Here is a 3,602-nt window from a genome sequence, read left to right on the forward strand (position 1 = left end):
TCGAAACGGCGGCAGCCACGCGAGTAGGCAGCGTCAATCTTTTCGTACCAGTTGTGGCCGGTGGTGTGAAGGTGAAAACCGATGTCAAACCCTGGAACCTCCGAAAACACTTCCCCGAAAACCCGGCCAATCATTCCGCCATCCGCAATTCCAATGATATCTGAAAGTGCAATGACTTCGATTTCGCGCTGTTCAAGGTACTTAACCCATTGCAGGATCAGGTCAATGCTCCACGGGTCGCCGTATGGGTTGCCAAAAGCCATAGAGATGTAAACAAGCAGCTTTTTATTTCTTTGGAGGCAAATGTCTTTTAAATCATCCACAGTCTTTCTGGCCTGTTCCAGTGTGGTATTGATATTCATCCGCAAAAAAGTTTCCGAAAAAGAAAAGGGAAATCCCAGATAGGTCACTTCATCGAAGGAAGCAGCCTGCTGTCCACCTTTGGCATTACCAACAATGGCCATTAATTTTGATTTGGTTTCCGACATGTCGAGCTTACCAATTACCTCTGCCGTGTCGCTCAATTGCGGGATGGCTTTTGGCGAAACAAAACTCCCGAAATCAATGATATCGAAACCTACTTTCAGCAACGAGTTGATCAATGCCGCTTTTTGATCCGTAGGGATAAAATTTTTAATCCCCTGCATGGCATCCCGCGGCGCCTCTGTGATTTTAATTGTCTGTTCCATTTTTACTTTTTCCGTTACGTGGATTAACCAGAAATCACAAAAGACAATAAACAAATCTCTCCATAGGAGTCCTTTGGACAATGTATAAAGGATCAAAAATCCAAACAGTGAAAGCATTATTGAATGTGGACCAGTTTGGGAAATTGAATTTTTTAAATTTCGTATTTATTTGTCTTTTGTCTTTTGATTTTTTCCTATGGATGCCTTCGGCAGAAAATTCTGCCAAAAAAAAGCAAGAAATTAGAAAATAAGATACTGATAAGTATTTAAAAATAAATGTTTTTGCCCTTCTCACTATCAAAAGCTGAACTTATTTTGAATCCCCTAAAATAATCGGAAGTCCGTTTTCGGAGTTACCAATCACGATCACTTTTGTATTTGGCGAGTTGGCCAATTCAAGGGTAGCCTGAATTCCTTTTTCCAGCAGAATTTTATCGGTCAGACTGGCGCTGAGAATCCGGTTTGCATTGGCTTTACCGTCTGCATCAATTCGTTGACGTTCGGCTTCTTTTTCGGCCTTTATCAATCTGAACTCATATTCAAGCGATTCCTGTTCCTGCTTGAGTTTGCTCTCGATGGCCTGTTTTATAGTAGCCGGCAACACTATAGAGCGGATGAGCACCCTGTTCACCTGCACATATTTATCTGCCAGAATAGCTGTTATTTCACCAAATATCTCGTCCTGAATCAAATCCCGCTTTGTCGAATAAATATCTTCGGGTGTGTAACGCCCGATCACACTTCGCGTTGAAGAACGCAATCCCGGCACGACGATCCTTTTCAGATAATCCATCCCAATACGACCGTGTAGCAGACCAATCTCACTATAAACCGGCTGATACCAGATGGAAACATCAACACTGATCTCAAGCCCGTTGGATGACAATACGTTCATTTCTTCGGCAATCTCCTGCTGACGCACTTCATAAACGTACATCTTGTTCCAGGGAGCAATCAGGTGAAATCCTTCACCATAGGTCTTTTCGGTGTTCAAACCTCCACTGAACGGGCGAAAAAGCACTCCGGCATATCCGGCTTCGATGGTAGTGACCATCCGGCTGCCAAATGCAATCACAACAATTACGATAACTACCAGGATTGCGATCGGCACAATCTTCTTGAAATTCAATTCTTCCTGAGCCATAATTTTGATTTTTAGTTAGAAAAATAAAGCAGTGTAAATTGTAAAAACATGATTTTCATTTTTTCCTTTAAAAGGAACAACAAATGACCGGAACAATAGTTTGCCGGAAAGTGGATTATCAGTGCTTAACAATTCTTAACCCGGCAAATTTACGACACTCTTTGGTTTGGATTAATTTTGCAGCCTCAAATTAAAAATCTTTCAATTGCCTTATCATGAAACATCAGCCCATCGACAGTAAATTTAGCCGCGAAGAGATCGAAAAAGAGATCAAATACCTGCAGCTGCTGTCGCAACAATTTCCCACCATTCAATCGGCCAGCACGGAGATCATCAACCTTGAAGCGATCATGAAATTACCTAAGGGAACCGAACATTTTTTATCGGATATCCACGGTGAGCATGAAATATTCAGTCATGTGCTTCGCAACGGCTCCGGGGTGATCAGGCAAAAGATCGAAGATGTTTTCAAGAATACGCTGCGTAAATTCATCAAGGACGAATTGGCCACACTGATCTATTATCCTGAGGAAAAGCTTTCACTCATCGAAAAACGTGAAACTGACATCGAAGAATGGTATGCCGTCACCCTGCAGCGCCTGATTGAAGTTACCCGTGCCACGGCATCCAAATACACCCGATCAAAAGTTCGTAAATCATTACCAGCCGATTTTGCCTACATCATCGAGGAGCTCTTGCACGAGCGACCGAATACCCGTGATAAAGAGAAATATTTTGATGAGATCATCCAAACGATCATCCGGATCGACCGGGCAAAGGAGTTCATCATTGCCATCTGCAAGTTGATTCAGCGCCTTGCCATTGATCGCCTGCACATCGTCGGTGATATTTTCGATCGCGGTCCCGGACCGGAAAAGGTGATGGAGATGCTCATCAACTACCATTCGGTTGATATCCAGTGGGGCAACCACGACATTATCTGGATGGGCAGCGCTGCAGGCATCCGCGCTATGATTGCCAACCTGATCAGAATTTCAGCCCGTTACATGAATCTAGATACCATCGAGGATGGATACGGCATCAGTCTTTTGCCTTTGGCCACTTTTGCAATGGAGACCTACAAAGACGATCCCTGCGACCTGTTCATGCCAAAAATCCCACCGGACATGGAACTCAGCAGCAAGCAAACCGAAATGATCAAGAAGATGCACAAGGCTATTTCGATCATGCAATTCAAGTATGAAGCTGAAATCATCAACCGCAATCCGCAGTTTGAAATGGACGATCGTAACCTCTTGCACAAAATTGATTTCGAGACCGGAATGGTGGAGATAGATGGAAAGCCATACCAAATGCTCGATATGAATTTTCCCACTATCGACCCAAAAAACCCATACCAACTCACTACCGAAGAGGCTGAAGTAATGGATAAACTTCGCATTTCGTTTATGCACAGCGAGTTGCTCAAGAAGCATGTCAAGTTTCTCTATTCCAAAGGAAGTATGTATTTGAATTACAACAACAACCTGCTGCTTCATGGTTGTGTTCCTTTAGAAAAAGACGGCAGTTTTACCAAAATGAGCTTTGGCGACAAGGAACTTGCAGGAAAAAATCTTGTTGACCAATTCGACCTTTACGCCCGTAAAGCTTACTTCACCCGTAATGACAAACAGATGGATACCATAGCCCGCGATCATACCTGGTACCTCTGGTGTGGCAAATACTCGCCCATTTTTGGGAAAAAGAAAATGACAACTTTCGAACGTTATTTTATTGCTGAAAAGGAGACCCATACCGAAGAAAAAAAT

Annotated in this window: 3 protein-coding genes; 1 reads left to right on the top strand and 2 read right to left on the bottom strand. The window is 43.2% G+C overall.

What is annotated here, in order from left to right; all coding sequences use genetic code 11:
- Together IH598_01735 and IH598_01740 are read right to left on the bottom strand one after the other, a co-directional pair.
- A partial coding sequence (locus tag IH598_01735) for a hydroxymethylglutaryl-CoA lyase (protein ID MBE0637224.1) occupies positions 1-689 on the bottom strand: 689 nt, incomplete at its 3' end.
- 310 nt (positions 690-999) lie between these two features.
- Positions 1,000-1,833: a prohibitin family protein gene (locus IH598_01740; protein MBE0637225.1), complete on the bottom strand. Its 834-nt coding sequence runs from the start codon at positions 1,831-1,833 to the stop codon at positions 1,000-1,002.
- 215 nt (positions 1,834-2,048) lie between these two features.
- On the opposite strand from IH598_01740, the gene IH598_01745 reads away from it, so the two are divergent.
- Positions 2,049-3,602, top strand: a 1,554-nt coding sequence (locus IH598_01745; protein MBE0637226.1) for a fructose-1,6-bisphosphatase, incomplete at its 3' end; no start/stop codon positions are given.

The organism is Bacteroidales bacterium (assembly GCA_014860585.1).
Classification (GTDB): Bacteria; Bacteroidota; Bacteroidia; order Bacteroidales; family 4484-276; genus RZYY01.

What these genes read in the sequence shown, in the direction of transcription:
- IH598_01740 (MBE0637225.1), bottom strand. Translation starts at nt 1,833, where the DNA reads ATGGCTCAGGAAGAATTGAATTTCAAGAAGATTGTGCCGATCGCAATC.